At 60.9% G+C, this 25,944-nt stretch carries 28 protein-coding genes and 1 pseudogene; 21 read left to right on the top strand and 8 right to left on the bottom strand.

What is annotated here, in order from left to right:
* Positions 1-6: 6 nt before the first annotated feature.
* Positions 7-1,134 (top strand): annotated as a pseudogene (locus AWT75_RS15815) (sigma-54 dependent transcriptional regulator); the annotation flags it as partial.
* Positions 1,135-1,226: 92 nt separating this feature from the next.
* Entirely contained in the window at positions 1,227-1,340 is a 114-nt protein-coding gene (locus AWT75_RS23870; protein ID WP_420835431.1) for a helix-turn-helix domain-containing protein, read from the top strand.
* A gap of 73 nt (positions 1,341-1,413) precedes the next feature.
* Here the strand turns inward: AWT75_RS23870 and AWT75_RS15810 are convergent, their stop codons facing one another.
* The 5 genes from AWT75_RS15810 to AWT75_RS15790 all read right to left on the bottom strand — a co-directional run bounded on the left by AWT75_RS15810 (position 1,414) and on the right by AWT75_RS15790 (position 4,802).
* Positions 1,414-2,082, bottom strand: coding sequence for a hypothetical protein (locus AWT75_RS15810; protein WP_153013354.1), 669 nt, complete (start codon positions 2,080-2,082; stop codon positions 1,414-1,416).
* A gap of 50 nt (positions 2,083-2,132) precedes the next feature.
* Positions 2,133-2,837, bottom strand: coding sequence for a C39 family peptidase (locus AWT75_RS15805; RefSeq protein WP_082086585.1), 705 nt, complete (start codon positions 2,835-2,837; stop codon positions 2,133-2,135).
* Positions 2,838-2,889: 52 nt separating this feature from the next.
* The gene (locus tag AWT75_RS15800) at positions 2,890-3,708 is read right to left on the bottom strand and encodes a hypothetical protein (RefSeq protein ID WP_153013353.1); all 819 of its coding nucleotides are present in this window, start codon (positions 3,706-3,708) and stop codon (positions 2,890-2,892) included.
* A gap of 64 nt (positions 3,709-3,772) precedes the next feature.
* Positions 3,773-4,351 carry a hypothetical protein gene (locus AWT75_RS15795; RefSeq protein ID WP_052694289.1) on the bottom strand — a complete coding sequence of 193 codons (579 nt, stop codon included), beginning with the start codon at positions 4,349-4,351 and terminating at the stop codon, positions 3,773-3,775.
* Between the two features lie 10 nt (positions 4,352-4,361).
* Entirely contained in the window at positions 4,362-4,802 is a 441-nt protein-coding gene (locus AWT75_RS15790; RefSeq protein ID WP_062790351.1) for a hypothetical protein, read from the bottom strand.
* A gap of 729 nt (positions 4,803-5,531) precedes the next feature.
* Between AWT75_RS15790 and AWT75_RS15785 the strand changes: the two genes are divergently transcribed.
* From AWT75_RS15785 to arsB, 10 genes are all read left to right on the top strand, one after another.
* Positions 5,532-6,206, top strand: a complete 675-nt coding sequence (locus AWT75_RS15785; RefSeq protein WP_062790388.1) for a FadR/GntR family transcriptional regulator — start codon at positions 5,532-5,534, stop codon at positions 6,204-6,206.
* 39 nt (positions 6,207-6,245) lie between these two features.
* Entirely contained in the window at positions 6,246-7,040 is a 795-nt protein-coding gene (locus AWT75_RS15780; RefSeq protein WP_062790348.1) for a transporter substrate-binding domain-containing protein, read from the top strand.
* 79 nt (positions 7,041-7,119) lie between these two features.
* Positions 7,120-7,788 (top strand): amino acid ABC transporter permease, encoded by a 669-nt coding sequence (locus AWT75_RS15775; protein ID WP_062790385.1) that lies wholly within the window; start codon positions 7,120-7,122, stop codon positions 7,786-7,788.
* A complete protein-coding gene (locus AWT75_RS15770) occupies positions 7,785-8,435 on the top strand; it encodes an amino acid ABC transporter permease (RefSeq protein ID WP_062790345.1) in 651 nt (216 codons plus the stop codon). The genes AWT75_RS15775 and AWT75_RS15770 overlap by 4 nt, the downstream gene beginning before the upstream one ends.
* Positions 8,422-9,153, top strand: coding sequence for an amino acid ABC transporter ATP-binding protein (locus tag AWT75_RS15765; RefSeq protein ID WP_062790342.1), 732 nt, complete (start codon positions 8,422-8,424; stop codon positions 9,151-9,153). The genes AWT75_RS15770 and AWT75_RS15765 overlap by 14 nt, the downstream gene beginning before the upstream one ends.
* 30 nt (positions 9,154-9,183) lie before the next feature.
* The gene (alc, locus tag AWT75_RS15760; protein WP_062790335.1) at positions 9,184-10,212 is read left to right on the top strand and encodes an allantoicase; all 1,029 of its coding nucleotides are present in this window, start codon (positions 9,184-9,186) and stop codon (positions 10,210-10,212) included.
* The gene (locus AWT75_RS15755) at positions 10,209-10,709 is read left to right on the top strand and encodes an ureidoglycolate lyase (RefSeq protein ID WP_062790332.1); all 501 of its coding nucleotides are present in this window, start codon (positions 10,209-10,211) and stop codon (positions 10,707-10,709) included. Before alc ends, AWT75_RS15755 begins: the two co-directional genes overlap by 4 nt.
* 204 nt (positions 10,710-10,913) lie before the next feature.
* On the top strand, positions 10,914-11,273 hold the full coding sequence (locus AWT75_RS15750; RefSeq protein WP_062790329.1) for an ArsR/SmtB family transcription factor: 360 nt from the start codon (positions 10,914-10,916) through the stop codon (positions 11,271-11,273).
* Between the two features lie 5 nt (positions 11,274-11,278).
* Complete coding sequence (locus AWT75_RS15745) at positions 11,279-11,692, top strand: arsenate reductase ArsC (RefSeq protein ID WP_062790381.1); 414 nt, start codon at positions 11,279-11,281, stop codon at positions 11,690-11,692.
* 9 nt (positions 11,693-11,701) lie between these two features.
* Positions 11,702-12,769 (top strand): ACR3 family arsenite efflux transporter, encoded by a 1,068-nt coding sequence (arsB, locus tag AWT75_RS15740; protein ID WP_193394095.1) that lies wholly within the window; start codon positions 11,702-11,704, stop codon positions 12,767-12,769.
* Positions 12,770-12,872: 103 nt separating this feature from the next.
* Here arsB and AWT75_RS15735 read toward each other — a convergent pair whose 3' ends face one another.
* Positions 12,873-13,790 (bottom strand): LysR family transcriptional regulator, encoded by a 918-nt coding sequence (locus AWT75_RS15735; protein WP_045848220.1) that lies wholly within the window; start codon positions 13,788-13,790, stop codon positions 12,873-12,875.
* A 172-nt stretch (positions 13,791-13,962) separates the two neighbouring features.
* On the opposite strand from AWT75_RS15735, the gene AWT75_RS15730 reads away from it, so the two are divergent.
* The 6 genes from AWT75_RS15730 to AWT75_RS15705 all read left to right on the top strand — a co-directional run bounded on the left by AWT75_RS15730 (position 13,963) and on the right by AWT75_RS15705 (position 20,411).
* On the top strand, positions 13,963-15,006 hold the full coding sequence (locus tag AWT75_RS15730; RefSeq protein WP_062790326.1) for a cupin domain-containing protein: 1,044 nt from the start codon (positions 13,963-13,965) through the stop codon (positions 15,004-15,006).
* 91 nt (positions 15,007-15,097) lie between these two features.
* Positions 15,098-16,291 (top strand): 3-hydroxybenzoate 6-monooxygenase, encoded by a 1,194-nt coding sequence (locus tag AWT75_RS15725; protein WP_062790322.1) that lies wholly within the window; start codon positions 15,098-15,100, stop codon positions 16,289-16,291.
* Between the two features lie 11 nt (positions 16,292-16,302).
* Positions 16,303-16,953 carry a maleylacetoacetate isomerase gene (gene maiA / locus AWT75_RS15720; RefSeq protein WP_062790319.1) on the top strand — a complete coding sequence of 217 codons (651 nt, stop codon included), beginning with the start codon at positions 16,303-16,305 and terminating at the stop codon, positions 16,951-16,953.
* Between the two features lie 33 nt (positions 16,954-16,986).
* On the top strand, positions 16,987-17,691 hold the full coding sequence (locus AWT75_RS15715) for a fumarylacetoacetate hydrolase family protein (protein ID WP_062790316.1): 705 nt from the start codon (positions 16,987-16,989) through the stop codon (positions 17,689-17,691).
* An 83-nt stretch (positions 17,692-17,774) separates the two neighbouring features.
* On the top strand, positions 17,775-19,142 hold the full coding sequence (locus AWT75_RS15710) for an MFS transporter (RefSeq protein WP_062790313.1): 1,368 nt from the start codon (positions 17,775-17,777) through the stop codon (positions 19,140-19,142).
* Positions 19,143-19,232: 90 nt separating this feature from the next.
* Positions 19,233-20,411: a porin gene (locus tag AWT75_RS15705; protein WP_062790310.1), complete on the top strand. Its 1,179-nt coding sequence runs from the start codon at positions 19,233-19,235 to the stop codon at positions 20,409-20,411.
* A 47-nt stretch (positions 20,412-20,458) separates the two neighbouring features.
* On the opposite strand, the gene AWT75_RS15700 is transcribed toward AWT75_RS15705, so the two are convergent.
* Entirely contained in the window at positions 20,459-20,830 is a 372-nt protein-coding gene (locus tag AWT75_RS15700; RefSeq protein ID WP_062790306.1) for a metal ABC transporter solute-binding protein, Zn/Mn family, read from the bottom strand.
* Between the two features lie 155 nt (positions 20,831-20,985).
* Between AWT75_RS15700 and AWT75_RS15695 the strand changes: the two genes are divergently transcribed.
* The 3 genes from AWT75_RS15695 to AWT75_RS15685 all read left to right on the top strand — a co-directional run bounded on the left by AWT75_RS15695 (position 20,986) and on the right by AWT75_RS15685 (position 24,921).
* Positions 20,986-21,657, top strand: a complete 672-nt coding sequence (locus AWT75_RS15695; RefSeq protein WP_082696153.1) for a DUF1826 domain-containing protein — start codon at positions 20,986-20,988, stop codon at positions 21,655-21,657.
* Positions 21,658-21,691: 34 nt separating this feature from the next.
* Positions 21,692-22,903, top strand: a complete 1,212-nt coding sequence (gene zigA / locus AWT75_RS15690) for a zinc metallochaperone GTPase ZigA (protein WP_062790300.1) — start codon at positions 21,692-21,694, stop codon at positions 22,901-22,903.
* A 392-nt stretch (positions 22,904-23,295) separates the two neighbouring features.
* A complete protein-coding gene (locus AWT75_RS15685; protein WP_062790297.1) occupies positions 23,296-24,921 on the top strand; it encodes a methyl-accepting chemotaxis protein in 1,626 nt (541 codons plus the stop codon).
* 281 nt (positions 24,922-25,202) lie between these two features.
* Here the strand turns inward: AWT75_RS15685 and AWT75_RS15680 are convergent.
* Positions 25,203-25,944: NAD(P)/FAD-dependent oxidoreductase (locus tag AWT75_RS15680; protein ID WP_153013352.1), on the bottom strand; the 742-nt coding region annotated here is incomplete at its 5' end.

The raw sequence follows: 25,944 nt of genomic DNA, 5'->3' as shown, positions 1-25,944 counted from the left end.
CCGGCAATGAAATCGAGCAAAACATTGCTGGCTCTGGGGTCGGATGCCTTGCACCCCGTGCTGCAGGACTTGCACCAGCAGCACTGGCACATCACCCACCTGCACGACATACAGCAACACAAACCGCGACAGGCAGGCCCCTTCAGCGCAGGGCTGCTGTTACTGGACAACAAGCTGCAACGCAAACTGGACCTGCTGCAACAGCTGGGCAGTCAACTGGATATGGAATGGGTGCTGCTGACCGACCGTCAGCAGCTGGAGCACCCGGCGGTGCGCAGTTTCATCAATGACAGCTGTTACGACTACCACTGCCTGCCGGTGGAGAGTGCCAGGCTGGCGGTGACGCTGGGGCGGCTGCACGGCAAGACCAGCCTCCGCCGCCATCTGCAACAGGAAGAAGCACCGGCGGAAGGCAAGCAGCTGGTGGGCGAACATGCCTGCATACGGCGCTTGCGGCAGGAAATCCGCCGCCTGGCCCGCGTCAATGTCACTGTCCTCATTACTGGCGAGTCCGGCTGTGGCAAAGAGCTGGTGGCCCGCTTGTTACATCAATACTCCGACCGGGCCGACGGCCCCTTCCAGGCAGTCAACTGCGGTGGCCTGCCGGTCAATCTGGTGCAGTCGGAATTGTTCGGCCACGAGCGCGGCGCGTTTACCGGCGCCTCGTCCGGCCGGATAGGCCGTATCGAGGCTGCCCATAACGGCACGCTGTTTCTGGATGAAATCGGTGACATGGCGATAGAAGCGCAGGTCAACCTGCTGCGCTTCCTGCAGGAGGGCACCATAGACCGGCTGGGTGACAATCGCAGCCGCAATATCGACACCCGAGTGGTGTCGGCCACCCATGTCGACCTCCCCACGGCAATCAGCAGCGGCCGTTTCCGGCAAGACCTGTACTACCGCCTGTGCGTCTGCCAACTGCATTTGCCGCCCTTGCGCGAGCGGCGTTCCGACATCCCCCTGCTGGCCAGGCACCTGCTGGCGCAAAACGCCCAGCGCCTGGCTTTGCCAAATAAACGGCTGTCGTACGAGGCAATGGCCATCATGTTGCAACATGACTGGCCGGGGAATATCCGCGAAATGTCAAACCGCATCAGCCAGGGGCTGGCCATGGCCAGCGGCAAGGTCATCCGGCCCCAGGACATGGGGCTGGGCGGCATTGCCGTGCCGTCCCAGCGCAACAGCCTTTGCGCCATCCGCGACAATGCCGAGCGCGAGCGGTGGAAATGGCGCTGGAGCTGCATGGCCAGAACAGCAGCAAGGCAGCGCGCGAGCTGGGCATCTCGCGTGCCACCTTGTACCGTCTGGTCAAGAAATACGGGATAGGCCTCAGCAACTAGCCGGGTTTGCTTCGCTCAGGAGAGGAGCAGGCCGGTAATGGTCTGGCCGGTAGAGGTGTGGACCAGCACGGTCTCAGTGCAAGCCGATGCCGGACATCATGCTGCGGCTGGGCATGATGAAGTTCATCAGGCCTGCCTGTGGCTGCAACACCAGCTGGATATGCAGGGTGTTGCTGGTGACGATGCCGCTACCGGTCAGCCGCGAGAACTGCACCAGCTGGCCCTGCCCCAGCGATTGCCCCATCTGCCCGGCACTGCCCATGTCGATGCTCACGCCCAGCTGTCCGTTCACGCTACTGCTACCCTGGGCACTGGCTTGCCAGCCCGCCGGCATGCCGGCTGACGCTGCACCGTCATTGATGTCGATGGTGGTGACATTGCGTGACACATTGCCATTACCGGCTTGCTGGTTGACCTGCACCATGCCCTGCACCGAAGCCAGGCCGCCAGACAGGCTGACAGCGGCAGTATTGCCCGCACTCCCGCCCAGCGTATAGCGATTGATCACCGGTACGGCACCGGCCTGGGCGGTAAGCTGGACACCAGCCCCCTGCACCACGCCTGCGGCATTTTGCCAGGTACTGAGCATCTGCACGCCAAAGCGCACAATCTGCCCGGCATCCACATAACGGCCGCGCATGCTGTCGAGCACAGCGTCATCGACATAGGCCAGCATGGCCTGTGAGGGCAAGCTGCAACCCAGCAACAACAGCGCCGGCACTACCCTAGTCAAGGTACGCATGTGCTGCTCCCTGCCTTTGCCCGGCAATCCTGCAACCCTGCCGGCACAGGCTATAAGAAATCACTGTAAAGAAAACCGTATTCCACCAGATCGGCCGGCGACACCGGGGCCATGTTCACCATCAGCTGGCGGGCCGACAAGGGGCTGGGAAACTGGCGCAACGGCCCTTGCGGCCGGTAACCCGGCCCGGCCACTGCCAGCAAAACGCCATTCCACTGCCGGGTGAAGTCCGCCATGGGAATGGCACGGTTACCCAGCGCAGGGTCTGCCACATACACCGTGTCGCGCGTGGCCATCTTCAATACCACAAAGTGTTTGTAGCCATTGATGTCCAGCATGATCAGCGCCGGGATGCGCAATGCAGGCAGGCGTTCGGCACCACTGACAAAACCACTGGCGCGCAAGCCCAGCACATTCACGTAATGCTTCATGTCCAGCATGGAAAACCCCTGCTGGCGGACCACATCGGGATTGGCACCGGCCATCATCCCGGCAATGACCTGTTGCTCGTTCAGGTCCAGGCCGAATCCGTAGCGCAGCAAGGTGGTAAGCGCGGCGGCACCGCAGCTGAAATCGGTTTTTTGTTCCACCACATAACGAAAGCGCAACTCGCGCAGGCTGTGCACCTGCTTGTATACATTACCGTCGCCGGTGTAGGCAGGCAGCGCCATGTCGGCGGCCTGGGCAAACTGCCCGCCACCGGAACAGAACAGCAAGAGCGGAATGGACAACAGCAAGCGGATGGGAAGTTTCATGGTCACAAACCGGCAGCACGGCCACAGGACTGCGCTGCCGGTCTCTCCGACGTTAGTGGGTTGCAGCAACCGACAGGCTGTTGACCTGCTGGTTGGACAAACCTGCGGCATTGTTCAGGCCCACATTGCCACTGATGTTGTTGACCGAACCGGAGATGCCTGCCGTGCTGTTAAGCGGGAAGAATGTGGTAACCGAAGTACCCTGATTGACCTGGGTGCCACCGGCAGAAGCCGTGGCCAGCACTGCGGCACTGGCGGACGACAGGGCAACATCGTTCTTTTGCTGGTTGCCGGCACCGGCTGCATTGTTGACACCGGCATTACCCTGGATGTTGTTCACCGAGTTGGTGACGCTGGCATCCATGCTGTTGGACGTGCCGCGCATCGGCTCGGCAAAGGTGTAGGTGTTGCCGTCATTCAGCTGCTCGAAAGATACCGCAGCGGCTGCACCACTCTTTTTGCCGGATACCGAGGCAATGGCAACATTGTTGGCTTGCTGGTTGAAGTAGCCGGACGCATTGTTCACCCCGGCATTACCCTGGATGCCGGTGACACTACCCTTCACCGTGGCCTTGGACGGGTCAGTCACATTCAGCCTGTTATTCAGGTTCTTCTGTACATCATCCACCCGGGCCGAGGCCATGGCATCTGCCTTGGGATCGAACACTTCGTAAACGGCAATGCCTTCCAGATAGGCCGTGCCGGTCAGGCTGACATTGGTATTGTTGTAAGTGTTGGACAGATTGTTGCTGATCTTGCTACTGGTGGAAGACGACGGGTCGTCAGGGCGGTCTGCCCCTCCGGCATAGGCTACGCCACACACACCAACAAGAGCGAGGAAAAGCACTTTTTTCTGCAGCATTGCGGTCATGATTATTCTCCAGGCGATTTGCTTGAATGCCGGTCATCACCATGCGGGTGACAGCCGGTACTGCTCACGGATTGGCCCATTGCACGGCCACTACATTGACAGCCTGGTTGTGGCTGCCAGCAATCTGGTTCAGTTGCACCAGCCCCCGGCTTCCCTGGAAGGCTGTTGCGGAAATATCGGTCTGGCTGTGGCTGCCATCCTTGACCACTGCCGGTGCGCTGCCGGCGGTACTGGCCAGCAGGCTGTCGGCAGCCGCCGATGGCAGCGTTGTCGCCTGCGGCCGGGGCGACAACGCCAGGCTCAGGGCATTCAGGGATTGGTTGTCATTACCGGCGCTCTGGTTGATGGCCATCAGCCCCTGACTGCCAGAGAAGGCCGCACCGGAAATGCTGGCCGTGGCATCCGTCGTGGTGGCGGCGGTGGCCGCCGATGGCTGCCGCAACAGGGCGACACTGGCATGGCTGGCCGTGGTGGATACGGCCAGGGCCTGCAGATTGCCCTGCTGGTTGGCGTTACCGGCCGCCTGGTTCACCGCCAGTATTCCGCTGGCTGACTGTCCGCTGTTGTCGATCACAGCCTGCTCGGCGTGCGCCAGCGCATGCCCCAGGCAACTGCCAAGCCACAACAATTGCAGGATTCGCATATTGCCTCTCCTAGTGCGCCAGCCCGCTCAAGGGCTGAAAACCGGTCTGCAGCTGCTGGCTGATACCTGTTGCAGCAAGCCCGCCGCCACTGCCACTCGCCCCAGCGGGCCTGGCAGCACCGGCACCGGTGACAGCGGCAAATGCCGGGACAGAAAGACCTTGCAGTTGTGCGCGCTGGCTGCCCACGCTGCCATGTACGGCACCCAGCACCATTTCGCCAGCCTGGCTGCTGATGCTGTCGACTTGCCGGGTGGCACCGACAATCACCACCGCAGGAGATGCGCTCACCTTGCTGACATCGGGACTGGGGTCGCCATGACGGATGGCACTGCGGCCGGGCACTTCCCTGCCGATGATGATGTCGCCATCCCCCGCCGCCTGTGCCAGCCCGTGCAGGGCTGAGCCGGCCAGAAACAGCAGAAGCAGTGGATGGATATGCTGTTTCATCATCAGCTCCCGTCGGCTTTGACCATGCCCCCTCTAGTGCAGAAAGCATGCCAGGCGCGCCAAGGTCTTATGACATAAGGGAAATTCCGATTTCCCATGCCATCGTGCTTGGCTACTTGTGTCAGGGATGAAACAGAAACCGGCAAACAAGCCGCAATACCCGCTGCCGGGCAGCACAAGACAGCTGAAATACAGCTCTTGTGGCTGGTATTCGCTGGGCAAGACCACCCACCCCGCCTGCGCTGGCTGTATCAATCCTGAGAAATCCTGTTTGCGCCGGATTGGGAATGATGGGGAAAGGTGATCGCCCGCTGGCGGGGAACGACCACCCTGCGTCAGAGGAGGATGTGGCGCGTGGTGCGGTGGCGCGGTGGCTCATCACCCCGACATATTGCAGCAGCCTTCTTCCCGCCTGCCCTGCCAGCCAGCACACAGCCAGTTGGCAAAGCTGCAACGCTGCAAGACCCACACCCCCTCCTTGCCGGACTGATTTCCACCCCGCGAGATTCACTTTCACAGCGCGCCCGCTGGCTGACCATTTGGGTGCAGCCATGCCTTGCATCGGTGCATTGCAGCCCCCGGTTGCATGCCACCTGCCCGCCCCCATGAAGTTGCAATTCGCAGCAAAGCCTTGTCTGGCGGGCTTCTTCAAACCTGGCACGATCATTGCAAGATGCAAGCCATACCACTGGTCAGACCAGTCTGACCGGACAGACCACCAGAGAGCACAACATGAACGTCCCACAACAAATTGCCCAAGCCTTGCAAAGAAAGCTGCAGGACGGCCACTACCGCGCCGGGGAAAACCTGCCGGGCCAGCGCGAGCTGGCCGAAGCCATGGGGGTGAGCCGCGCCTCGCTGCGCGAGGCCATTTCCATGCTGGAAGCACTGGGGCTGGTGAAGTCGCAGCCGGGCAAGGGCGTGCTGGTGACCACCGGTCAGGTGCGCCAGCACAAGGACATCCCGGCCGGGCCGTTTGCGGCCAGCCCGCAAGCCACTTTTGAATTCCGCATGGTGCTGGAACCAGCGGCGGCCGCGCTGGCCGCACGCCATATCACGCCGGAGGGCAAGGCTTTGCTGTGGCAGATCCAGTCCACGCTGGAAGACGCACTGAAAAACCAGGATCTGGTGGCCGCCGCAGAAGCCGACCTGGCGTTTCATCTGCAAGTGGCCCGCCTGTCCGGCAATGCCCTGTTTCATCAGGTAGCCCGTTCGCTGTCGGCCCCCATCGGCCACAGCCTGCGACTGCCCTTTGCCGACCACCTGCATATCTGGGAAACCGCCCACGAGCATCAGGTGGTCACCGACGCCATTACCCAGGGCAAGCCGGAAGAAGCCCGTCTGGGAATGCTCAACCATTTGCGCAATGCCGCCGCCAGAGTGGGACTGCAGATGGACTCGCTCTAAGCCACGCCAACATCCTGTTCATTCCCTGGAGAAACCGTCATGCATCGTCGCACCTTCACCCTCGGCCTGCTGGCCGCCAGCCTGCTGGGTAGCCTGTGGGCCTTGCCGGCCAAAGCCGAACGCCTGGCCAGCATCAAACAGGCAGGCATCATCAAGATTGCCATTCCGGCGGACTTTCCGCCGTTTGGTTCCACCGGCCCGGACATGAAACCGCAAGGCTACGACATCGACACGGCAGAACTGATTGGCCGCGAACTGAAAGTGAAAGTGGAGCTGGTGCCGGTCAGCAGTGCCAACCGCATTGCCTACCTCACCACCGGCAAGGCGGATTTGCTGATTTCCAGCCTGGGCAAGAACCCGGAGCGGGAAAAGGTCATCAATTTCTCCGTCGCCTATGCACCTTTCTTCAATGGCGTGTTCGGCACTAAGGATCTGACGCTGGACAAGCCCGAAGGGTTGGCTGGCAAGACAGTGGGCGTGACACGCGGCTCTATCGAGGACCTGGAACTGAGCAAGGTGATTCCGGCCAGCGCCAACCTCAAGCGCTTTGAAGACAACAACGCCACCATTGCCGCCTATCTGGCCGGCCAGGTGCAAGTAGTGGCCACCGGCAATGTGGTGGCCGCCACCATCAATGCGCAAAGCAAGCGCCCGCGCCGGCTGGAGCAGAAATTCCTGATCAAGAACTCGCCATGTTATGTGGGGGTGAACAAGGACGATCCGCAACTGCTGGAACAGGTGAACCAGATCATCAACAAGGCCAAGAAGGATGGCGAGCTGAACCGCATCTCGCTCAAATGGCTGAAGACACCGCTGGCCAGCGCACTGCTGTAAATCCAGCCTGTGGCAGCTGGCCGTGCCGCTGCATGCGGCGGGCGGGCTGCCCCTTTCCTGCCCACCCGGGAGAATGGTGATGAGTTATCAGTTTGACTTTCTGGCCGTGGCCAGAGAGGCGCCGGAACTGGCCGCAGGCCTGGCCCGCACCGTAGAGCTGACTGCAGTGGCCTGTATTGCCGGTTTGCTGATCGGCATTGTTGGTGCGGTATGCCGCGCCTGGCAGTTACGCCCGTTCAACACCCTGTTTGCCGTGTATGTGGAAATGTTCCGCAACACGCCGTTTCTGGTGCAGCTGTTTTTCCTGTTCTTCGGCCTGCCCACCCTCGGCATCGACATTGCACCGGACAGTGCAGCCATGCTGGCCATGGTGATCAACCTGGGTGCCTATGCGGTGGAAATCATCCGCTCCGGCATCGAGGCCACGCCCAAGGGGCAGATCGAAGCCGCCCAGGCGCTGGCCCTCAAGCGCTGGCAGATTTTCCTGCACGTGGTGCTGCGCCCTGCCCTGTTGCGGGTGTGGCCGGCCATGACCAGCCAGGTGGTAATCGTGATGCTGGGCTCGGCAGTGTGCGCGCAGATTTCCACCGAAGAGTTGAGCTATGCCGCCAGCCTGATCCAGTCGCGCAATTTCCGCGCCTTTGAAACCTATTTTGTCACTGCCGGGCTGTATCTGGCGCTGGCGCTACTGCTGCGCCAGACCCTGCTGCGCGGTGGCGGACGACTGTTGAAACGGGGACGACCATGAACGATTTCACCCTGGGCGACATCCTGCTGGCCTTGCTTCATGGCTTGCAGTGGACGGCCATCCTGTCGCTGACGGCTTTCGTGCTGGGCAGCTTGGGCGGGCTGATCATTCTGGCATTACGCCTGGCGCATCGTCCGGCACTGGTGTGGCTGGCCAAAACCTTTATCGAGGTATTCCAGGGCACGCCGCTGTTGATGCAGCTGTTCATCGTGTTTTTCGGCCTGTCGCTGGGCGGGGTGGAAATTCCGCCCTGGCTGGCTGCGGCACTGGGACTCACCCTGTACACCAGCGCTTACCTGGCCGAAATCTGGCGCGGCTGCGTCAACGCCATTCCCAACACCCAATGGGAAGGGTCGGCCGCGCTGGCGCTCAACCGCTATCAGCAAATGCGCCATGTCATCCTGCCGCAAGCCCTGCGCATGGCCATTGCCCCCACCGTGGGCTTTCTGGTGCAGGTGGTGAAGGGCACTTCCGTTGCTTCCATCATCGGCTTTGTCGAACTCACCAAAACCGGCGGCATGCTGGCCAATGCCACCTTTGAACCCTTCCTGATTTACGGACTGGTGGCCGCAGGCTACTTCCTGCTGTGCTACCCGCTTTCGCTGTATTCGCGTCACCTGGAAAGGACACTCCATGTCGCTCGTTAACATTACCGGCCTGCACAAGCATTACGGCCCCAACCATGTACTGAAAGGCGTGGACCTGACGGTAAGGCAAGGCGATGTGGTCACCCTCATCGGCCGCAGCGGCTCGGGCAAGAGCACCTTGCTACGCACCATCAACGGCCTGGAAAGCTTTGACCAGGGCAGCATCACCCTGGCCGGCCAGACCATTGGCAGCCGCGATGCCAAAGCCTTGCAGCAATTGCGTCTGCAAGTGGGCATGGTGTTCCAGCAGTTCAATCTGTTTCCGCATCTCACCGTGGGCGAAAACATCATGATGTCGCCGCGCGTGGTCAAGGGCGAATCGCCCCATATCCTGCGCGAAGAGGCCCACGCCCTGCTGGCCAAGGTGGGCCTGGCCGACAAGTTTGACGCCTGGCCGGACCAGCTGTCCGGCGGCCAGCAGCAGCGCGTAGCCATTGCCCGGGCGCTGGCGATGAAACCCCAGGTGCTGCTGTGTGACGAAATCACCTCGGCACTGGACCCGGAACTGGTCAACGAAGTGCTGGCCGTGGTGCGGCAACTGGCGCAGGAAGGCATGACGCTGATCATGGTCACCCATGAAATGCGCTTTGCCCGCGATGTCAGCAACCACGTGGTGTTCATGCATCAGGGCAAGATCCACGAAGCAGGCCACCCGGCAGATTTGTTCTCCCGGCCGCAAACCCCGGAGCTGCAAAACTTCGTCAGCGCCGTGATGTGACAGCTGCCCCCCTCAAACCAAGGAAACACCATGAACCACCCTGTTTTGACTGCCCCTGCGGCCTTGCTGCCGGACTGGGCCAGCCAGGCCATCAACCTGGCCGACCCGCGCATTGGCGCACGCGGCCTGTATGCCAGCGACGAATTCTTTGCGCCGCTGGCGCGCATGCTCAACCCGGAAGCCGCCATTTTCGTACCCGGCAAATACGACGAAAACGGCAAGTGGATGGATGGCTGGGAAACCCGCCGCAAGCGCCATCACGGTCACGACTGGAGCATCATCCGCCTGGGCAGGCCGGGGCGGATTGCCGGTTTTGATATAGACACCAGCCATTTCACCGGCAACTACGCACCGGCCATCTCGATAGAAGCCACCCATTGCGCCGACGACAGCCTGCAAGCACTGGAGCAGGCCATCTGGCAGGAAATCCTCCCGTCCATGGCACTGGGCGGCGACCAGCATCACCTGCTGCAAATCAGCAATGACGGTGTCTGGAGCCACTTGCGCCTGCGCATTTACCCGGATGGCGGCATTGCCCGCCTGCGCGTGTATGGCCAGCCGGATACCGCATCCGCACTGCAAGCGGTGGCAGAGCCGATTGACCTGGTGGCGATGGAAAACGGCGGCCGCCCCATTGCCTGGAACGATGCCCACTTCGGCCATCCGTCCAACCTGCTGCTACCCGGACGCGGCAGCAATATGGGGGAAGGCTGGGAAACCCGCCGGCGGCGCGAACCGGGCCACGACTGGTGCATTCTGGCACTGGGCGTACCGGGCGTGATCGAACGCATTGTGGTGGACACCGCCCACTTCAAGGGCAATTTTGCCGATCGCTGCTCCTTGCAGGCAGCTAAGGCGCTTAGCAGCATGCCGGCCGCGCTGATTGCCGAAAGCCAGTTCTGGCCGGTGCTGCTGCCGGAAACCCCGCTCACCATGGATGCCATCCACCATTTTGCCAATACCGTGGCCCAGCTGGGGCCGGTCAGCCATGTGCGGCTCAACATCCACCCGGACGGCGGCATTTCGCGCTTGCGCCTGTTCGGCCAGGTGGCCAGATGAAGTCCGGCCCCCTGCTCCGTGCCGAAACCCTGACGGCTGCAGCTTTCCAGCCCTTTGGTGAGGTGATGGAAGCCAGCGCGGATGCCCGGCAGTTTGCCATCAATGGCGGCAATACCATGCGTTTCCACGACCTGGCGCAGCTGGATGCCGGGCCGGATGGCCGCCTGATGGTCAGCATCTTTCGTGGCCAGCCGCGTACCCTGCCGTTCGCGGTACGCATGATGGAGCGCCACCCGCATGGCAGCCAGGCTTTCATGCCGCTGTCCGGTCTGCCGTATCTGGTGGTGGTGGCCCCACCCGGCGCCGCCCCCACTGCCGACACGCTGAGGGTCTTTCTTGCCGGACCGCAACAAGGGGTCAATTATGCGGCGGGGGTGTGGCATCACCCCTTGCTGGCGCTGCACCAGCCCTGCGACTTTCTGGTACTGGACCGGGACGGCAGCACCCCCAACTGCGATGAAGTGCAACTGCCATACCCGGTACTGATCAACGCCTGACAGCCCGTCAGGCTGTTTTTCTTGATGATGCAGCCAAAGCGGGCTGCATCTGGCACGCCACCCAACGCTACAGCGCTGGCCCCCGCCCCGCCCGATTTGCCATGCGGTGCCAAGCAGGGAAAGGGTTCGTCCGCGAGCAGGTACAGCACCAGCGCAACAAATCCGTCATTTGACGCAATTTCATATTTCGATAAAAATGGAAATATGGAAATACTGAACGCCGCCGAAATTCTTGCCGCCCTCGGGCACGAGTCCCGTCTTGCCATCTTCCGCCTGCTGGTGCAAGCCGGCCCGGATGGCATCAACGCCTCTGCCATTGGCGAGCAACTGGGCATCCCCAATGCCACGCTGTCCTTTCATCTGTCGCACCTGAGCCGTGTCGGCCTGATCAAGGGCGAGCGCGAGAGCCGCTTCATCCATTATTCCGCCGCCTATGAAACCATGGATGAGCTGATTGCCTTCCTGGCCCACAACTGCTGCCAGGGCAAGGCATGCCTGCCAAAAACCAGCGCGTGCGACAGCGTCGCCAAGCGACGCAACAAGAAAACCGACCCCCAGGAATAATGACCATGAGCCAAGCAAAAACCGTCCTCGTGCTGTGTACTGGCAACTCCTGCCGCTCCCAGATGGGCGAAGCCATCCTTAACCACGAGCTGGCAGGTCTGGTGCGCGGCATTTCTGCCGGAACCAGCCCGCAAGCCAGGGTTGCCGATGGAGCCATCGAAGCCCTGCGGCTGGCGGGCCTGCCGACCGATGGCCTGTACCCGAAAACCGTCGAAGACGTGATGGACCAGGACATCGACCTGGTAGTGAGCGTGTGCGACAACGCCAGGGAAACCTGCCCGGTCTTCCCACGCCCGGTCAAGCGCATACACGTGGGTTTTCATGACCCGCACGGCGAGCCGCTGGAAAGTTTCCTGGCGGTGCGTGATGACATCCGTGCCCGTCTGGTGCCTGCGGTACGCGCCGCACTGGGTTTGTAAGGAGCCGCCATGTCTGTCGTGCAATGTGAAGCCAATGCCAAATCCGCCGCCGGCGCGCCCATGAGCGTGTTCGAACGTTACCTCACGCTGTGGGTGTTCCTGTGCATCATCGCCGGCATTGCCGCCGGTCAGCTGGCACCGCACGTGTTTCAGGCTGTCGGCCAGATGCAGATCGCGCAGGTGAACCTGCCGGTCGGCCTGCTGATCTGGGTGATGATCATCCCGATGCTGGTCAAGGTGGATTTCGGCGCCCTGCATGAAGTGAAGCAGCATCTTCGCGGCATAGGCGTCACGCTGTTCGTGAACTGGCTGGTCAAGCCGTTTTCCATGGCTTTTCTCGGCTGGCTGTTCGTGCGCCATCTGTTCGCCCCCATGCTGCCGGCCGAGCAGCTGGATAGCTATATCGCCGGGCTGATTCTGCTGGCAGCCGCACCCTGTACCGCCATGGTGTTTGTCTGGAGCCGCCTGTCCAGTGGCGACCCGCTGTTCACGCTATCGCAGGTAGCACTGAACGACAGCATCATGGTGTTTGCCTTCGCTCCCATCGTGGCCTTCCTGCTGGGCATTTCGTCCATCACCGTACCCTGGGATACGCTGCTGACCTCGGTGCTGCTCTACATCGTCATTCCGGTTCTGCTGGCGCAGGCGCTGCGCAAGGTCTTGCTGGCCAGGGGGCAGGCCGCCTTCGATGCCGCCATGGCCAGAATCGGCCCGTGGTCCATCACGGCGCTGCTAGCCACCCTGGTGCTGCTGTTTGCCTTCCAGGGTGCCGCCATCATCAAGCAACCGCTGGTCATTGCCTTGCTCGCCGTGCCCATCCTGATCCAGGTTTTCTTCAATTCGGCACTGGCCTACTGGCTGAACAAGGTGGTGGGCGAGAAGCACAACGTTGCCTGCCCGTCGGCACTGATTGGCGCATCCAACTTCTTCGAACTGGCTGTAGCGGCTGCCATCAGCCTGTTCGGGTTTGAATCCGGCGCAGCACTGGCAACAGTCGTCGGCGTACTCATTGAAGTGCCGGTGATGCTGCTGGTAGTAAAAGTGGTCAATGCATCAAAGAGCTGGTACGAGGCCTAGCACCTGCATGGATAAGACCATGAAAAGCAGGTGTTTGACCCGGTCACGTGTTGCCTGCCGGTGTGTGCGGTGCTGTTGCGGACCGGGCCAGACACAGCAGGACTTACCGCCCATCTGCCTGGCGCGTTGTGTCTGACAACAGCTCGGACAATACAGAGCGCAACCAGCGATTGCCGGGGTCGTGGTGAAAACGTTCGTGCCAATGCTGCTTCACCGCATAGTCCGGCAAGGCAAACGGCACCGGAAACGCCCGAAACCGCCCGCGCCCTTCCAGCACCTGCGCCAAGCGCTCAGGTATGGTCACCAGCATGTCGGTCTGCTCGATGACAAAGGCAATGCCCAGATAATTGGGCACGCGCAGGGCAATGCGGTGACGTATGCCCAGCCGGGCGATTTCCTGCGCCAGAATCAGGTGGCCGGTGCCGGATGAGGTCACTACCGCATGCTCCTCGGCCTCGAACTGGGCCAGCGTCAGCCCATCGCGCACACGGGGATGATCGGCACTGGCCACGCAGACATAACGCTGGCGAAACAGCGACTGCTGATAAAAACCCGCCTCCAGCTGCGGCATGAAGCCCAATGCCAGATCTGCCGTGCCACTTTCCAGCATGCGCGGCGTATCCGCCGACAAGGGCACGATGTTGATATGCACGCCGGGTGAGGTGCGGCGCAAATGCGCCCACAAGCGGGGCAACAGCACCAGCTGGCTGATGTCGGTCATGCTGATGCAGAAGGTGCGCTCTGCCGTGGCCGGGTCAAATTCGCTGCGATGACCAAATACCCGCTCCAGTGCACCAAGGGTGGTGCGCACTTCCAGCTCAAGCTCGCATGCCAGCGGGGTTGGCTCCATGGCATTGGCAATACGCACAAACAAGGGGTCGGCAAAGTGCTCGCGCAACTTGGCCAGCGCAATACTCACCGCTGGCTGACCCAGACCAAGATTATCTGCTGCGCGGCTTACACTGCGTGTTTTGTAGATTTCATCGAACACTTGGAGCAATCGGACATCAGGTGTCTGCATGAGCTAGCACTATTCCATTTTCGAATGGAATCCATTGATACCATTGCATAGACCGAATGTCGACCAGTTCGCTACATTTTCATCACCAAAACAAGTTGTCATGCCTTGAGCCAGATCAGATTTTCTGCACGCGGCCAGACAGGCAGGAACAACGCAAACCTGGAGATGAAACATGCTGGAACTTGGCCGACTGGATGATTTGCCATCCACCTACCGCACAGCCCTCGCCAGCCAGAACCTGGTGCCGCTGTGGCCCAGCCTGCGTGCCGTGCTACCGCCGGGCAAACCCACCCCGCACACCCAGCCAACCTGCTGGCACTACGCTGCACTGCGTCCACTGCTGTTGCAGGCTGGCGAACTGACCCCGATCGAAAAAGCCGAACGCCGCGTGCTGGTGCTGGCCAACCCGGGTCATGGTCTGGAAAAAATGCAGGCGAGCGCCGCCATCTATCTGGGCATGCAGCTATTGCTACCCGGCGAGATTGCCCCCTCGCACCGCCACACTCCCAATGCCGTGCGCATGATCGTGGAAGGAGAAGGCGCTTACACCACGGTGGGCGGCGAGAAGTGTCCGATGCAACGCGGCGATTTGATCCTCACCCCCACCGGGCTGTGGCACGAACACGGTCATGACGGCAACGAACCCGTGGTATGGCTGGACGTGCTGGACTTGCCGCTGGTGCATTATCTGGAAGCCTCTTACGTGGAAGAAGGCCAGCCGCAAGCCGTTACTGCCAACGGCAGTGAACGCGGTTATCGCAGCGGCGGGGTGGTGCCCAGCCGGATGTTTGCCCGCAATGACCGGCGCTATCCCATGCTGCGCTACCCATGGGCCGAAGTACGGCAAAGCCTGCAGGCACTGGCCGCAGACAGCGAGGACAAGGAAGTGGTTCAAGTGGCCTATGTCAATCCGGAAACCGGTGACAACTGCCAGAACATCCTGGGTTACAGCGCACTGATGCTGCGTCCCGGCGAACAAATCACCCTGCCGGCGCGCTCTCCGGCTGCAATTTTCCACCTGATCGAAGGTGGTGCCACGCTGGGCGTGGACGATGTCAGCTTCACCCTGAGCAACGCCGACACCTGTAGCGTGCCCGGCTATCGCCCGATCAGCCTGCACAACACCTCGGCCACCGAACCTGCCTTCCTGTTCATCGCCGACGAAAGCCCGCTGCACCGCAAGCTGGGCGTGTACGAAGTACGCCAGGCCGACTGAACCCCGATCACAACAGGCTGCAACAACCGCAACGGCTTGCCCGCGCAAGACCGCCACGGGACCCTGCTTGCCCGAAAAAAGGAGAAACACCATGACTCAATCCCTTCCTGTCATCGTTGCCGGTGGCGGCATTGGCGGCCTGGCCGCCGCGCTGGCTCTGGTCCGTCAGGGCTTTAGTGTGAAAGTGCTGGAACAAGCGCCGGAAATTGGTGAAATCGGTGCCGGCATCCAGCTGGGGCCCAATGCCTTCCATGCGTTCGACGCGCTGGGCATTGGCGAAAAGGCACGTGGCCGCGCGGTATATACCGATGAAATGGTCATGCATGACGCCATTGATGGTGCTCTGGTGGGTCGCATTCCTACCGATGCAGCCTTCCGCCAGCGCTTTGGCAATCCTTACGCAGTGATTCACCGGGTGGATGTGCACCTGTCCTTGCTGGAAGGCGCCCAGGAAACCGGAAAGGTGGAGTTTCTCACCTCCACGCATGTGGAGCGGGTGGAGCAGGACGAACACAGCGTCACCGTGTACGACCAGCAGGGCAACGCCCACCGGGGCCTGGCACTGATTGGGGCTGACGGCGTGAAATCGGTGGTACGGGCGCAGTATGTCAACGACCCGGCCCGCGTTACCGGCCATGTGGTCTACCGGGCAGTCATCGACAAGCATGACTTTCCGGCCGATCTGCAATGGAATGCCGCCAGCATCTGGGTTGGTCCCAATTGCCACCTGGTGCACTACCCCTTGCGCGGCGGCGAGCAATACAACGTAGTGGTCACCTTCCACAGCCGTCAGCAAGAGCAATGGGGCGTTACTGACGGCAGCCGTGAAGAAGTGCAAAGCTACTTTCAGGGCATCTGTCCGCAGGCTCGCCAGCTGATCGACCTGCCCAAGAGCTGGAAGCGCTGGGCCACCGCCGACCGCGAACCCATCGCCCAGTGGACTTTTGGCCGCGCCACCTTGCTGGGCGATGCGGCCCACCCCACCACCCAGTACATGGCACAGGGTGCCTGCATGGCACTGGAAGACGCCGTCACGCTGGGCCAGGCACTGCGCGTGCATGGCAATGACTTTACCAGGGCCTTCGACCTGTACCAGCGCTCCCGCGTGGCACGTACCGCCCGCATCATACTGTCCTCGCGCGAGATGGGCCGCATCTATCACGCCAAAGGGGTGGAAAGACTGGTGCGCAACGACCTGTGGAAAGGCCGCAGCGCCGAACGCTTTTACGATGCCATGGAGTGGCTGTACGGCTGGAATGTCGACAACTGTCTGGCCAAGGACTGAGGCGACGCCCCATGCAACTGTACAACTTCTTTCGCAGCGGCAGCTCGCACCGCCTGCGCATTGCACTGAACCTGAAGGGTCTGGCTTACGACTACGTGGCGGTTGACCTGCGCCGTGACGAACAGCAAGGCGTGCGCTTCAAGTCCATCAATCCGCAAGGGCTGGTGCCTGCACTGGTGACGGATGGCCAGACGCTGATCCAGTCGCCGGCCATCCTGGAATGGCTGGAGGAACGTCACCCCACCCCGCCGCTGCTGCCTGCCAATGCCGAGGCCCGTGCCCACGTGCGGGCGCTGGCCGCCATCATCGGCTGCGATATCCACCCCATCAACAACCGGCGGGTACTGGAATACCTGCGCCATCAACTGGGTTGTGAAGAAGCAGCCGTCACCCGCTGGTGCCAGCGCTGGATCACCGATGGCTTTGACGCACTGGAAGCACTGCTGGCCCGCGATGGTCAGCGCGGCGACTTCTGCTTTGGCCACGCACCGACGCTGGCCGACGTCTACCTGATACCCCAGGTGGAAAGCGCGCGCCGATTTGAGCTGGATCTCGCACCCTGGCCGCACATCGTGGCGGTGGACAAGGCCTGCAGCCAGCTGGATGCCTTCCGCCAGGCCATTCCGGCAGCACAAACGGATGCGCCGGCCATGGCCGGTTGAGTTCCCGAATCAGACCCACCCAAAGGAAGCACCATGAACTATCTGTTTGAAGCAGTAAAAGTCGTCGGCCTGCCAGTGGCTGCCAGCGATGCACAGTTTCCGGTACGCCGCGTGTATTGCGTTGGCCGCAACTATGCAGCCCATGCCCGTGAAATGGGTTTCGACCCTGACCGGGAACCGCCGTTTTTCTTCTGCAAACCCAACGACCCGCAGTCCGTCGTACCCGTCCCGGCCGGTGAAACCGTCACCCTGCCCTACCCGGCACAGACCAGCAATTACCACTACGAGGTTGAGCTGGTCGTGGCCATTGGCAAGGGCGGCAAGGACATTGCGGTGGCCGATGCCGCCAGCCACATCTTTGGCTATGCCGTGGGCCTGGACATGACCCGCCGCGACCTGCAAATGAAGATGCGCGAAATGGGCCGCCCCTGGGAAGTGGGCAAGGCGTTTGACTACTCCGCCCCGGTGGGCGTGCTGCACCCCTTGAGCACAGTAGGTGAAATCAATCAGGGCGGCATTGTGCTGCAAGTCGATGGTGACACCCGCCAGCACAGCGACCTGAGCCATCTGATCTGGTCGGTCAGTGAAATCATCGCCAACCTTTCCACCCTGTTCGAACTGCAGCCGGGCGACCTGATTTTCACCGGCACCCCGGAAGGCGTGGGTGCGGTGCGGCCGGGCGAAACCATGCTGGCGCAGATTGACGGCCTCAGCCCGATCCGCGTGCACATCGCCTGAACACCCCGGGCAGCTCACCAGGACATAACAACGAAGTAGCGCGCACGACGCGCTACTCACCCGGAATCAAGAGGAGAACCATCATGCACACGCAACAACAAGACGTGCAGCAATTCATCGATACCTTGCCGTTTTCACGACTGCAGCGGCTGACGCTGTGGCTGTGTTTCCTGGTCGTGGCCGTGGACGGTTTCGACACCGCAGCCATCGGCTTTATCGCACCCGCCATTCGCGCCCAGTGGCAGCTCAGCGCCAGCGCGCTGGCACCACTGTTTGGCGCTGGCCTGTTCGGCCTGATGGCTGGAGCGCTGTTGTTTGGCCCGCTGGCCGACCGCTATGGCCGCAAGCGTATCCTGATCGTTTCTGTGTTTTTCTTTGGCCTGACCAGCCTGGCCGCAGTGTGGTCGCCCAGCCTGGGTTGGCTGGTTGGCTTACGCTTTCTCACCGGCCTGGGCCTGGGTGGTGCCATGCCCTGTGCCATCACCATGACCTCGGAATACTGCCCGACAGCGCGCCGCTCCACCCTGGTCACCATGATGTTCTGTGGCTTTACCGTGGGTTCGGCAGTTGGCGGGCTGGCTTCGGCCCAATTGCTGGTGCAGTTTGGCTGGCATGGCGTGCTGTTTCTCGGTGGAATACTGCCGCTGCTGCTGGTGCCGGTTCTGGCAATCTGGCTGCCCGAGTCGCTGCGCTTTCTGGTGCTGCAACAGCGACCGCAAGCAGAACAGAACGCCCTGCTGCACCGTCTGGCCCCCGCCCTGCAAACGCTGCCACGCTTGAGTGCACAGGAAAAGTCCGCCGGTACACCGGTGGCCGAACTGTTCTCACGCCACTATGCCGCAGGCACCCTGCTGTTGTGGTGCAGCTTCTTCATGAGCCTGCTGATCATCTATCTGATTTCCAGCTGGCTGCCCACCCTGCTGACCAATACCGGCGCCTCGCTCAGCAAGGCTTCGCTGGTGACGTCCACCTTCCAGATTGGCGGCACTGCCGGTGCCATCATGCTGGGTCGCTTCATGGACAAGGCGGGTAGTTGCCGCACCCTGGCCATTGCCTATGTGCTGGGTGCGGTCTGCGTGGCACTGAGCGGCATCAGCACGGGCCAGTTATGGCTGTTGGTGCTGGCCATTTTTGGTGTAGGCGTGTTCATCAGCGGCTCGCAAGTGGGAGCCAACGCACTGGCCGCCCAGTTCTATCCCACTCATAGCCGTGCCACTGGCGTCAGCTGGGCCAATGCTGCAGGCCGTTGCGGCTCGGTAGTGGGTTCGCTGTGCGGCGGCTGGATGATGTCGATGAACCTGAACATGGCCGCCATCCTCACCATGCTGGCAGTCCCGGCACTGCTGGCCGCGCTGGCCATCACCCTGCTGGGCCGCAGCCGCCAGCTGCATGGTGCCAGTGCCATGCACCGTGCGCCTGAGGCCATCGGCAACAGCACGCTGGCGGACTAGCCAGCCACCGTTTTGCCCCGGCAGCCGTCAGGCTCCGCCGGGGCTTGTTGTGCAGTTCATATCAAAACAAGACAGAAATGAGGAGAAACCATGCAACAGTCCACCCTTTACGGCACATTGCTGGCCGGCCTGTACGGACTCAGCCTGCCGGTACAGGCCGCAGATGGCAGCACAGTCAGCCTTTATGGCCTGATGAGCGTATCCATCGAATCGGTTGGCGTATCCGGCGGCCAGGGCGGCAACAAGGCCACCACCACCCGGGTGACCGACAACAACTCGCGGCTGGGTTTTCGCGGCAGCGAAGACCTGGGCAATGGCAACAGCGCCATCTGGCAGGTGGAATCGAGCCTGCGCAACTTCGAACAAGGCGGCAATACCGACTGGGGAACCACCGCCACACTAGCCACCCGCAACAGTTATGTCGGCCTGGCCAACCCGCGCTTTGGCCGCCTGTACGCCGGTTACAGCGATACCGTTTACAAGTCACTGGTGGGCAGTACCAGCGAATTCGGCCTGGCGATGGATGCCATGAGCGGAACCATTGCGGACAGCTGGGGGGCCGGACCAGGCTATTACCAGTTGTTCAGCCGCGGCGAAACCCGGCTGAAAAATTCCATCCATTACATCAGCCCGGCCTATGCCGGTTGGCAAGGCGGCCTGTCTTATGGCGTGGATGAAACCCGCAGCAATGGCAGCAACCGCACGCGACTGAGTCTGGCGCTGAAATATGTGACCGGACCATTCAGGCTGGGAGCCGGCTGGGACCGCCAGTTCGATACTGCCGGGTACGAACAAAACAATGCAGGCAGTGCCGCCCCCGGCAAGCATGTGGATTTCATCAAGCTGCTGGGCACATGGCAGATACTGGACCGCACCAGCATCGGTGCCGGTTTCGAACATGCCAGCTTTGATGCCGCAGGCAATGGCAGCAGCATGCGGCAGCAAGACTGGACAGTAGAAGTCAAACAAGACCTGAGCGACCGGCTGAACCTGCAGCTGTCCTATAACCGCCTGGGTGGACTGAGCAACCCGACAAGCGGCAACAGCGATGACTACCGCGCAACGCAATGGGTGGTGGGCAGCAATTATGCGCTGGGCAAGCACACCTCGCTGTTTGCCTACGGCACCCGCATCCATAATGCGGCGCTGCAAAACACCAACTTTGCCTTCATCCCGCTCACCACAGGCAGCAATGCGGCCAATACTGTGGTTCTGGCCAATGGCAATACCCTGCATGCGGTGGGACTGGGGCTGACCATCGCGTTCTGAGCGCAGGACCAGCCCGGACTACAGACAGCATTTCCCCGTGCATCATTTTACCCCCGGCCTCGGGGGTATTTTTTTGCGCTGAAGGCGACTTGGGGATCATACGGCCACAGCAGCCTGGTGATGCCAGGTCGGACTGACTGCGGGACCATCCACGGGTCGTAATCGATGCCGTTGTACACCACCAGCCTGGCGGCACTCAGGGCCTTGGCTGTCGAAGCACTGGCTTCGAACAGGTGTGGGTCCTGATCCGGGTTGCTCAGGATGCTGGTGACATGCACATGCTTGCCGCCAATTTGCTGGGCAATATCGCCATAGAAATTCTCGCCAGCCACAACGTTGATCGGCTGGCCGGATGCCTGTGCCAACAACGATGTGCAGGCCAGGGCCAGGATTGAAGCAAGGCGGGTGATGCGATTCATGTGTATTCTCACTTTCAAATGTTATGTTATAACGCTTCGTCGATTCTATGTAATGATATAACATTGTGAAAACTATTTTGCTACCCACCACCTGCCAGGCAAAACCGGATCGCCACGGTTGGCGGTGGGCACTGTGATGACCAGGAGCCACGACAATGACTGTCGCCCTCAAGCCAGCGCCTTGCGCTTTACCACCCACCACTTCATTCCACGATGCCGCCCGCTTGACCGATCTTGTCTGCATTTTCGACGAAGATGTGCAGCTCTGCCTGTATCAGCGCAGCCCGGTGGAGTCCATCACCCGCTACTTTGCCGCAGCAGGCGAGCAAGGCTTGCTCGGGCTGGGATTCCGGCTCCTGGCCACCCCGGGCCAGCCACTGGATATTCCAGCACTTGCAGCACTGCCAGGACGTGATGCCCTGATCCGGGACATGGCTTATCTGCTTGAAATTTATGGCGAACTGCTGGGCTGCCCGCAGGTGGGCATGCGGCTTGAGGTGCTCGATCGTGCCATGTGCCCGCGCTTTCATGTCGACCGGACGGGCGTGCGCATGTTGTGCACCTACCAGGGCCAGGGTACCGAATGGCTCAGTGAGGAAGCCGCCGACCGCAGCAAGCTCGGCAACCTGGCACAAGGGATGCCGGACGAGACTTCAGGGCTTATCCGTAACCCCAGGGCCATCCGGCAGGCTCCACCCTTTTCCCTGCTTCTGCTCAAGGGAACGCAATGGCAGGGCAATCATGGACGCGGAGCCATTCACCGCTCCCCCACCCCGGACCCGCTAGGGCCATGCCGTGTACTACTGGCGCTGGATGCAATCTGGTAGCCCGCGCCCGATTTGAATTCCCAAGGAGAAAACCATGCAACAACTTCCTGTCACCGTGCTGTCCGGCTTTCTTGGTGCCGGTAAAACCACCCTGCTCAATCACATCCTCAACAACCGTGAAGGCAAGCGGGTTGCCGTCATCGTCAACGACATGTCGGAAGTCAATATCGACGCCCGCCTGGTACGCGAGGGCGGCGCAGCCTTGTCCCGCGCCGAAGAAAAACTGATCGAGATGAGCAATGGCTGCATTTGCTGCACCCTGCGTGAAGACCTGTTGCTTGAAATTGGCCGACTGGCACGCTCCCGGCGCTTTGACTACTTGCTGATCGAATCGACCGGCATTGCCGAACCATTACCGGTAGCGGAAACCTTTGTTTTCCGGGATGACGATGGAGCAAGCCTGTCGGACATTGCCCGGCTGGACACCATGGTGACAGTGGTCGATGCCTGTAATTTCTTGCGCGACTACAGTTGCCGCGACCAACTGACTGACCGAGGTGCAAGCCTGGGCGAAGAAGATGAACGCCGCGTGGTGGACTTGCTGGTTGAGCAAGTGGAATTCTGTGACGTCATCGTGCTGAACAAAACCGATCTGGTAAGCCCGCAAGAGCTGGACCGCCTCGACAGCATTCTGCGCTCGCTCAATCCGCACGCCGACATCGTGCGCAGCGCGTTTGGCACAGTCCCCCTCAAGCACGTGCTCAATACCGGTCTCTTCGACTTCGACAAGGCATCAGAGGCCGCCGGATGGCTGGCCGAGTTGCGTGGCGAGCATGTACCGGAGAGCGAGGAATACGGCATCAGCAGTTTCGTCTACCGTGCCCGCCGGCCATTCCATCCACAACGGCTATGGGACTGGTTTTCATGCCAATGGCCCGGAGTGATACGTTCCAAAGGCTACTTCTGGCTGGCAAGTCGGCCTGATTTTGCAGGCAACTGGTCTCAGGCGGGTGCCATCTCGCGTCATTCCTGTGCCGGCCTGTGGTGGGCAGCGGTCGCCAGGGAAGACTGGCCGGAAGACCCGGAAAGTCTGGCAATGATTGAGGCGCGCTGGGAAGCACCATGGGGTGACCGCCAGCAGGAACTGGTAATGATCGGCATGAATATGGACGAAGCCGCACTGATTGCCCGGTTTGACGCCTGCCTGATGAGCGATGCCGAACTGGCAGCCACGGAAAAAAGCAGCTCCGGCCTGGCCGACCCCTTCCCGAGCTGGACCTTGAACCCGACAGAGAACACTGCCTGAACCAGGGAGTCAGGAGTGAAATGCCTTGCTTGCTGGATACCGGCAAGATGAACGGAGCCATCTTCCGTCCGGTGTGCAAGGCAGCGCGCAGGCCCGGCTGCCGCCAGACTGTTGGGCTCCGGCGGTTGGTCGTTCCAGGCGGGTAGCCGCATCAATCACGTCTTCAGTCATCGTTGCCATATTACGCTTGCAGCTCTGCCCGGCACAGACGCATGCCATGCCACAAGCGTGCACACACACTTCATTTCGTCATCAACAAAGATATTCCCTTGTTCTGACCTGGGCTCTGGTCTATCAAAAGATAGTCAATAAATCGGTCCATTTGTAAGCGATTGTTTTTTATCAATTTACCGCACAGACCCGACAAATCATAATAGTGGTGGGGAAAGATCATGTTGAGCCAACTATCCGTAAGACAAAAACTGCTCGGGGGCTTTACCCTGGTCATCATGCTGTTGTTCGTCCTGCTGGGCGTGGCGATTTTCAATATGAAAATCATCAATAGCAAAATCGTCGACATGACGCAGCACCGCTACCCCGAAATCAGCCTGGCCAATAGCATCACCACCAAATCGCTGGATATAGGCCGGCAAATCCGTAATGCCATCATATTCAGTGCTGACAATACCGAGGAGTATCTGGCAAAGGCCGACAAGCTGGACAAGAGCCTGGATGAAGACATGGCCAAGATAGAGCCGCTGCTTTCCACGGCAAAGGGCAAATCCTTGTTTGCCAAGCTGAAAGAGGAAGACCAGGCATTGAGCGCTGCGCTGGATCAGATCTACCCCTTGATTCGCGGCCACAAGTCAGCAGAAGCTGCTGCCATGGTGAAACAGAAACTCTCCCCGGCCAACAATGCATACATTGCCAGCCTGAAGGAGTTTTCCACCTTTCAGGAAGAGCTGATGCAAAAATCGATTCAGGATGCCACCAGCGCTTACCAGGAAGCCATGGTCAGCATGATGACGGTGGGTGGCATTGCCCTGCTGCTGGCCATGACTTGCGCCCTGTTCATCGCCCGGCTGATCACCGTCCCGCTGCAAAAATCGGCACGGCTGGTAGAACAGATCCGCCAGGGCGACCTCACCGGCCAGGATGAGGACTACCCCAAGGCCCGGGACGAAGCCATTCAGATTGCACATGGTATTCAGGAAATGCGCAGCGGCCTGCGCGAGATCGTGAAGTCCATCCAGATGAATGCACACAATGTGGCCGACTCCGCCCGAGAACTGTCCAGCATGGCAGAACAGGTGGCCAGCGGTGCCCAGCATCAGGCCGAAGCCACCTCTCAAGCCGCCGCCACCATCGAACAGCTGACAGTCAGCATCAACCACGTTGCCGACAACTCCGACGAAGCCAAGCGCCAGTCCCTGCAGACCGGTAGTCTGGCCCGTGACGGTGGCAAGGAAGTGATTGATTCGGTGGCCCGCATCAAGGATGTCAGCCATGCAGTCAGCGGCACATCCACCCAGATGAACATGCTGAGCAAGGAAGTGGAGAAAATTGACAGCATCGTCACGGTAATCCGCGATGTTGCCGACCAGACCAATCTGCTGGCACTGAACGCCGCCATCGAAGCCGCACGAGCAGGGGAAATGGGCCGAGGCTTTGCCGTGGTCGCCGACGAGGTACGCAAGCTGGCAGAACGAACCACCTCTTCCGCCAGTGAAATTACCCAGATGATCAACTCCATCCAGCATGGCGTCAGCCGCGTTGTTGGAAGCATGGATACCAGTCTGGATAGTGTGCAGGCCGTTACCAGCAGCACTGAACTGGCCTCGCAGACCATAGAACGGATTGGCAACAGCACCCACGCCATCGAGCGCAGCATTGCCAACATCACCGACGCTCTGGGTGAACAGCGTACCGCCAGTCAAAGCCTGGCGCAGAACATGGAGCGGGTGTCGCATATGGCCGAGGAGAACAGCGCCACCGTGGAGGAGTTGGCCACCACATCGGCCCAGCTAAGCTCCCTGTCCCATGACTTGCAAGGTATTACTGCGCGCTTTCAGCTATAGCATGTCCGTACTTGCTGGATAACCGTGCCCTACAGCTGACAATAAAGGGAAAGAAGGCATGGCTGGCTCATTTTGATTTGGTTTTCAACTGAGCGGGAAAGTGGTTATCAAGATATAAAGTCAGACCCCATTGCCCCCGCAGCCTCTGGTCGAAGATAAGGGCAGGCTTATTCCTGCATACATTCGGACATAACCAGGTGCCCGAGGCATGCAATCAGGATCCGGCTGTAAAAATACCGGACAACCCAGGGCCTGCGCCTTGCAGGCCACTGGATATCGGGTCAGATCACATCCGGGTCGATGAACAGGCTGGAGCCATCGCTAAAGCGGGACAGGCGGAAGGGATGGGCGTCCACCACCGGCGTGGTGTCGCACAGCAAGTCGGCAGCCAGTTGCCCAGCACCCGGCCCGATGCCAAAGCCATGGCCGCTGAACCCTGCCGCCAGTACCAGGCCTGGCAAAGCTTCCACCGTGGAAATCACCGGTACCAGATCCGGCGTCAGATCGATACGCCCTGCCCAGCTGGCGGCCATTTCCACCCCGGCAAGCTGTGACCGGCCACGACGGAAACCTGCCAGCGCCTTGCTGGTGATGGCCGGGTCGGGAAGCGGGTTGTAGATGCGTTCCTGCTCGAATACCGTCGGGACACCTGCGGCAGGCAGCTGCTGCCAGCGCCGCTGTTGCTGAAAACTGCGCCAGCCGATGCCCAGGCGGATATCGCGCCAGTTACGCAGCAATAGCGGAGAAAAACGGCCAAAGTGGCGGAAACTGTCCGGGCCGACATCATGCTGTTCGCCCTCCAGCAAGGTGACGGTATAGCCGCCATCCAGCCGTCGGCGCAGGCAGACATCGGCACTGCACAGGGTGCCGGGCACCACTTCCGGCGCAGCAATAGCGGAGAAAAACGGCCAAAGTGGCGGAAAGCTGTCCGGGCCGACATCATGCTGTTCGCCCTCCAGCAAGGTGACGGTATAGCCGCCATCCAGCCGTCGGCGCAGGCAGACATCGGCACTGCACAGGGTG

It is taken from the genome of Aquitalea pelogenes, from assembly GCF_001515305.1.
In the GTDB taxonomy this organism is placed as follows: domain Bacteria; phylum Pseudomonadota; class Gammaproteobacteria; order Burkholderiales; family Chromobacteriaceae; genus Aquitalea; species Aquitalea pelogenes.
Note: the sequence above shows the minus strand (reverse complement) of the source record. Positions and strands in the feature narration are given on the sequence as shown.